The sequence below is a fragment of the Oribacterium sp. WCC10 genome (assembly GCF_900113415.1).
GTDB lineage: Bacteria > Bacillota > Clostridia > Lachnospirales > Lachnospiraceae > Oribacterium.
Genome location: NZ_FOPH01000017.1, coordinates 68,989 through 75,069, shown reverse-complemented (window position 1 = coordinate 75,069; position 6,081 = coordinate 68,989). Strand labels below are relative to the sequence as shown.

Genomic DNA, 6,081 nt, shown 5'->3' with positions numbered 1-6,081 from the left:
ATATCATCTACCGAGATCGATGCATCCAATGTCGTAGCCACCGAGGGAGACCACAGAAAGTCTGATTCAGGATCCGGTCAGAACTGGTCTGTAGGAAACAACACAGGAAACGCAGGCAATGACGCCCCGGGTTTCTCATCAGACATGACCAGATATCAGGGCTTAACGATCCAGGCACCAAATCTTGCCGGAACAAATACAGTCCTTAATATAACCGATGTTCTCATGCCTCTCGATCCTATGGCAGCTATCAATAACTTTATTGCTGCAGGCGTAGGCGGTTTTGGAGCTGACAATATGTTAGGTGCAGGTTTTGTTAATTTCGCAAATATGTTTGCAACTGCATTAACTGATACAGTAGACTTACCTGTATACGCAAGTGTATCCACCGGTCAGTACTACACAGTAGTATTCAGTGACGGAACAAGCGTATTAGTTCCATGTATTATGGACGGCGTACTTACAATTCCTGTTAACAAGAATGCAGCCGGTCTTACATATATGATCTACAGCTCTTCAGCAACTTAATCAGAAGCATTGAGCTAAACCATATCATTAAATATAATACATGATTTATACACGAAACCCCGGCCATTACGGTCGGGGTTTCTTCACAGTTATCTTTATCTACGCTATTCTCATTAAACATATCTCTAGTCCTAAAAATCAGATCGTTTTCTGCATATCCTGAATCATGTTTCACGCACACATCATAATACCTATCCATTGAAGTGATCATATATCTTTTGATACAGATCCTCGACTACAGGTGATATGGTGCTTCTCGGCCAGGCCATAGATATCTTCAGCTCTCCGCCCAGGTCCATGGTGTGGATATCCGGATGATGCACGCCTTCGTACCATGAATCAAGCACGGCTACTCCAAGGCCGTTTTCAACTGATGCAAATACAGTACTTATATTCGGCACTGCCAGAAAACGGGGAATGAAGCCGTAGGGCTTAAATATTAACGCAATATCCTGACAGAGCTCTGCGACTTTCGGGTCATCCATCATATAGAAAGTACAATCCTTGAAATCTGCCGGAGTTTTGATGTTCTCGAATCCCGGGAGTTTTTCTGAATAAGTGATGATACGTTTTATGGAAGTGAAGTTCTGCCTCAAAAGATCTGTGCGCCCCTCCATATAGTCGTCCGTACATATGATGGCGTCCAGACGTTTATCATCAAGCCCCTGCAGGAGATCCCGGAAACTGATACATTCCAGGGAGAGTTCAAAGTTCGGATGGTCTTTTCTGTATGCTTCGATCACATCCGGTAAAAAGGATGACATATCCCAGCCGACATTGTAGCCGAGCCTGAGACTCGTCATATTGTGGGAAAGCATCTTTCTGATGTTAATAAATTCTGCGTAGTATCTTTGGAAAAAATTGAAATACAGCTTGCCCTCATCTGATAATGTAATGTGGCGGCTGTTTTCGCGTATGAAAAGAGTAACCCCCAGTTCCTGCTCAAGAGCAGAGATATAGCGGCTGATGGCAGGCTGCGGAAGATAGAGATTTTGCGCGGCCTTTGTAAAACTCTGATGTTTTCCTGTTTCTAAAAATGCTTCAATCTGTTTATCATTCATGAGGACATTATAACAGAAATGGCATTAAAAACGATATCAAAGTGTTTCGCAATCCGAGGACGTAAAAGCGTTCTTATGTGCTATGTATCATATATTAACAGCCCCGGATCATCAAAGATCCGGGGCCGGTTTGTCAGGAGAATAAAAAACAGATTATTTAGAGTAAATAATTTGATGACCATCAGAACGCACAGGAAGGTTTTCGTACTGCGATCACCAACGAGTGGCAAATACTTTTGACACTCACATCATACAAGGCACTTCAGGATGTAAACACCATCATGCATTGCATTCATGTAGATATAGCCTCTGTCGTCTACAACAAGGTCTTCGGCAGTTCCAAGAGGTTTGTTAGGCATCTTCACATCGAAGCAGAGCTTCTCAGGGTTAGGAGGAATGAAGTATGCAATCTCCTTTGGAACATATGGATCACTAATGTCATAGACACGAAGTCCTGCGTGAAAATAGCAGTCGTAGGCTCTGTCACTTCTGTCCTCAAGCCATGGTTTTCCAGTCATTGGCTCGTGAAGATTATGAGGACCGAAGGATGTAGGGTATCCGTATCCAAGGTCGTTGAAGTTCTTGTAAGGGAAATTCTCAGGAACTTCAGGATATGGAAGAACTGAGATAAGTACAGGATCTTCAGGATCGGAGATATCAAACATCTCGATTCCGCACATGGCCTGAACACCAAACTTCTCAAAATCCTTTCTGTTGTAGGTCCACTGACGCTCGCCTTCCTGCATTCCGATGGCATACTTTGTACCGTGGATAGGCATGAAAGTATGGCACAGTGCGCCGCCGAACTTGGTTGCAAAAGGCGGAGTCATCTTTGCCTCACCGATGACCTGTGGCCACTCCGGATTTGAAACGTCAAGAATTTTAAAGCCTGCGCCTGCACAGCTTAAGTATGCTGTATCTCCGTCAACATATGGGAAATGAACAAATCCCGGATAGGTATTGTAACCCTGCCAGCCGTTCCATTCCTTTTCTCTTGTTTTCTTTGTCTGATTTCCGAAGAACTGTCCCGGATTCCACCAGCGACCGACTTCTTTAGGATTTGCAGGATCGGAAATGTCTACGATTCTGTAGATGAAATCCTTGAATCCGACAGCTGTTGCTGATAGGTGGAGATATTTGCCTCCGTTATAGGTGAAACGATGAACACCTGCTCCGGGGTTATCGGTATCTCCGGTTGCCCAGAAGGAAAGCTTTTTAGGGTGCTCGGGATCTTCCTTGAGTGAGAAAATGTGAACTCCGCCGGGAGCCGGTGTGTACTTTTCAGGAGCCGGACCGTGAAGGAACTCAAGGCAGTTTCCGTTGGAAACTATCATGAGATCATCGGCTATCTGAACCTTCGGAGTTGACATGTATGGATATTTCTCAGGATCCATAACAGGCATGTACTGTACATGACGTGGATGTGCAGGATCTGTTACCTCGATGATCTCAACGCCGTAGCCGTAGAAGCATCCGCCATAAAGGTAGTAACGACCATCCTTTGTCTTATAAAGCTGTGACTGGAAAAGATAGTGGTTGTCCGCATCATGATATGCCACAACCTCCATATTCTTGATATATCCCTCATTTCCGGGACTCTTAGCATAAAATTTTTCGCTCATTTATATAACCTCCAAAACTTTCAATTAATATGACAATTTTTGATTCAGTTCAAAGGGCATATTTATTCAGTCAATGTAATGAGATAGTTATCCAGTGCGGCCATCAAGACCTTTAAGCTGAGGCATTGAAAAATCATAAGTGAGACATTTAGAAGCAGTTATTTTAATTCATTAGCCCGCTGGTCAATGCCGGAGTTTTCATAAGGAAAACCCGGTGATTGACCAGGACTGCCCACGATTTTTAATCGTGGGAGCCACGCGGCTTTGAGCGTTTTAAATGAATCCGTCAGGATTCATTCTCTGTGCTTCTTATGGGGAGCTTATAGATTTTTCTGCCGAAGCGACCAGGTTTTGATGGCCGCATTGGATAACCTAAAAACAATGTCTGAACCAATGCCGATGCTGAAAGTCTAGCGGATAAACGCTCTTCCCGTCCAATATCTAACTTTTTCGAAATCTATAACAGATTTGTTATCGAAAGTTGCGAATATTGATATTTTTTCTTCAAAGTCAGAAATGTTATATTAACTCCACCGCAAAGATGCACAAATAAAACGCGTTAGTAACGACTAACATAGTGCATTGTGCGATATAAAGTGAGGGGATTTACGTCGGTTCGCTGAGAAGACAGAAAGAACCGATTTTATAAGACAACGGAGGTTAAATTATGGCTTACGACTTTAACATTATGAGGAGTCTCATCTATGTGGGGCTTGCGAAAGAAGAGTACAGACCGAAGCTTGAGCATTGGCTCTACTACCATCATGTGCCTGAGAGCATCAGCAAGTTTACTCCTTATGTAACGAAATATGCATTTTATCAGTGCTATCCCACACCGCCTGAAGGCGACAGATTCGGTGCCAGAAAGATGCAGCTGACTGAGCACTACTGGATGGTTGACGAGCATTTGCCTGAGATGGCAAACAACATTTTCTGCGAGTATATGCCTATGGATGTGCTTCGCTGGCAGGGATGCATTCCGGATGTGGATTCTGCAACAGTTCATAACAATGCAGACTCCGGTGATTCGGGACGTGCAGCAGGAGGGGGAGACTTCCCTCCATTCATTTTCTCTTTCATCCCCATGAACTGGGAAGAGGACTTCAAGGGCAAGGGAAGAACTCTTGAAGACGGACCGAACTTCCGCTGGCAGTTCCTCATTCAGTATCCTGAGGGAGTTTCAAAGGAAGAGGGAGAGAGATGGTTCCACGAAGAAGTGGTGCCGTTCCTTACAGGCAGCGTAAGAGTAAACCGCGTAGTCAGCAGCAAGGTAATGAAGAATTACGGTGCACCTGAGGCTCAGTTTGACAGAGTTTGCGAGGTCTGGTTTGAGGGACCTGAAGAGTGGTATGACCTTTGCGTAAATCTTGCAAAGACACATCTTAAGAAGCCTGAATGGGCGCAACAGGATGAGTTCCCGTTCTTAAAGCCTCAGCACAATATCGCATCGGTATTTCTTGGTGACAGATGCACATCAGACAATCTGACACAGTATAGGGGCTATATCACCATGAGATGACAATAGAGAACATGGTTTTCAGTAGTCAATTTAAGGTTGAGAGTGTTCTGATACAGGGTTTTAACCAATCTTAGTATAGTCTTCTTTATCCTGTGGGATGAAGAAGACCGGTTCAAAAGTCGATAGAAGCAATGGTTGTATTGAAGTAAAGAGGTGAATATGGAACTTTTGGAAAAAACACTGGCAGAAGGAAGAACAAACTTCGTGCTTATAGGTGAGGCGGGCTGCGGAAAATCAGAGATTTCTCTGAATCTTGCAAAGAAACTTCATGAACTTTCCGGGAAGCAGGTTCATCTCTTTGATATGGACATGACGAAGCCTCTGTTCAGGTCGAGAGACCTTTTGAACAGCGAAGAGCTGTCCGGTGTCACAATTCATTTTGAGGAACAGTTCTTTGACGCACCAACCATAGTCGGAGGTGTGAGGGAACTCCTGAAGGATCCGGACAGTCTGGTGGTCATGGACGTTGGTGGCGATGATATCGGTGCCAGAGCCATAGGCGGTTTCATGGCAACGGTGGACAGGAACAGCCTTTATGTCATGTATGTACTCAATTACTTTAGACCCTTCTGTCAGGACATAGATCATATCGATCAATTCTTAAGAGAAATCCTCACGGTATCACATCTTGGTGCCGAAGATATCCATTTCATAGACAATCCGAATATCGGCATCTCCACCACTGATAAAGAAGTGGTGGAGGGTGCTAAACGGATGGATGAGCTTGTTTCAAAGTACAGGCCCATCGAGATGGTTATAGTCAGAAATGAACTGGAAGAAGCAGTTCAGGAGAAGCTTCAAGGGACAATGCTTTTCCCGGTGCAGCTTTATCTGACATATGACTGGCTGAAACCGGATATGGCATGAGAAGAGATCCTTTTTGACGATAAGTCGGACACCCGGGCATTGGATTTAACAGATGAGCTTATGACGGATAATGAGGAATCCGGCAGGGTGCGTTTACATGCCTGGATAAGGAGATATATTGCGGTGCTTTTATAAGCAGCAAAGCAGGAACAATAAGAGTCTGAAAAAGTTGATTCAGGAATCATTTTCCTATGAATTTCTTCGCGGAGCGTCAGCCCTTTGCGAAGTTATATACAAACCGGCTGACTTTGATTTTGGAGGTCAGGAAATGGCAAAGTTCAGAATAAATGTGGTTTCCGAGCGGTGTAAGAGCTGCGGTTACTGCATTAAGTTCTGCCCAAAGCATGTGCTTTCGGTAGGATCAGAGGTTAATGCTAAAGGCTACGAATATGTGGTAGCGGAAAAGCAGGAGGACTGCGTAGGCTGTCTCACCTGCGGACGTATCTGCCCGGATGGGGCTATAGAGATTTATAAGGAGGACTGA

The 6,081-nt window shown here is 44.4% G+C and carries 6 protein-coding genes; 4 read left to right on the top strand and 2 right to left on the bottom strand.

What is annotated here, in order from left to right; all coding sequences use genetic code 11:
* Positions 1-528 (top strand): hypothetical protein (locus tag BM294_RS15980; protein WP_175494667.1); only part of this gene is annotated, 528 nt, incomplete at its 5' end.
* A gap of 191 nt (positions 529-719) precedes the next feature.
* Here BM294_RS15980 and BM294_RS12135 read toward each other — a convergent pair.
* Together BM294_RS12135 and BM294_RS12130 are read right to left on the bottom strand one after the other, a co-directional pair.
* Complete coding sequence (locus tag BM294_RS12135) at positions 720-1,589, bottom strand: LysR family transcriptional regulator (RefSeq protein WP_091208682.1); 870 nt, start codon at positions 1,587-1,589, stop codon at positions 720-722.
* Between the two features lie 248 nt (positions 1,590-1,837).
* Positions 1,838-3,211: an LVIVD repeat-containing protein gene (locus BM294_RS12130; RefSeq protein ID WP_091208680.1), complete on the bottom strand. Its 1,374-nt coding sequence runs from the start codon at positions 3,209-3,211 to the stop codon at positions 1,838-1,840.
* Between the two features lie 667 nt (positions 3,212-3,878).
* Between BM294_RS12130 and BM294_RS12125 the strand changes: the two genes are divergently transcribed.
* From BM294_RS12125 to BM294_RS16600, 3 genes are all read left to right on the top strand, one after another.
* Entirely contained in the window at positions 3,879-4,730 is an 852-nt protein-coding gene (locus BM294_RS12125; protein WP_091208678.1) for an acetyl-CoA hydrolase, read from the top strand.
* Positions 4,731-4,889: 159 nt separating this feature from the next.
* Positions 4,890-5,597: a nucleotide-binding protein gene (locus BM294_RS12120; protein ID WP_091208676.1), complete on the top strand. Its 708-nt coding sequence runs from the start codon at positions 4,890-4,892 to the stop codon at positions 5,595-5,597.
* 118 nt (positions 5,598-5,715) lie between these two features.
* A complete protein-coding gene (locus BM294_RS16600) occupies positions 5,716-6,081 on the top strand; it encodes a 4Fe-4S dicluster domain-containing protein (RefSeq protein WP_330389875.1) in 366 nt (121 codons plus the stop codon).

Coding starts and splice junctions, on each gene's coding strand:
- BM294_RS12125 (WP_091208678.1), top strand. CDS start 3,879: ATGGCTTACGACTTTAACATTATGAGGAGTCTCATCTATGTGGGGCTT.
- BM294_RS12135 (WP_091208682.1), bottom strand. CDS start 1,589: ATGAATGATAAACAGATTGAAGCATTTTTAGAAACAGGAAAACATCAG.
- BM294_RS12130 (WP_091208680.1), bottom strand. CDS start 3,211: ATGAGCGAAAAATTTTATGCTAAGAGTCCCGGAAATGAGGGATATATC.
- BM294_RS12120 (WP_091208676.1), top strand. CDS start 4,890: ATGGAACTTTTGGAAAAAACACTGGCAGAAGGAAGAACAAACTTCGTG.